General features: G+C 63.5%; 1 protein-coding gene. It reads left to right on the forward strand.

Features of this window, described 5'->3' with window-relative positions; all coding sequences use genetic code 11:
* A partial coding sequence (locus AAEY78_RS12590; protein ID WP_502943766.1) for a hypothetical protein occupies positions 1-288 on the forward strand: 288 nt, incomplete at both ends.

Raw genomic sequence — 288 nt, forward strand, 5'->3', positions numbered from 1 at the left:
GTCTGGGGCCGCAGCACCGGCACCGGCCACCCGGGCATCACCCTGTTCAACCGCGGCGGCTCGCCATTGAGCTTCGACCCATTGTCACGCCTGGATCGGGCCATGAACGGTCATCTGCTGTTGTTCGGCCCCACCGGTGCCGGGAAGTCGGCGAGCTTGGTCACCCTACTGATGCAGGTCATGGCCGTGTACCGCCCTCGCCTGTTTATCGTAGAGGCCGGCAACTCATTCGGCTTGCAGGGAGACTACTTCGCGACACAGGGCCTGTCGGTCAACAAGGTCCAATTG

The organism is Psychrobacter sp. 16-MNA-CIBAN-0192, from assembly GCF_040309565.1.
Taxonomy (GTDB): domain Bacteria; phylum Pseudomonadota; class Gammaproteobacteria; order Pseudomonadales; family Moraxellaceae; genus Psychrobacter.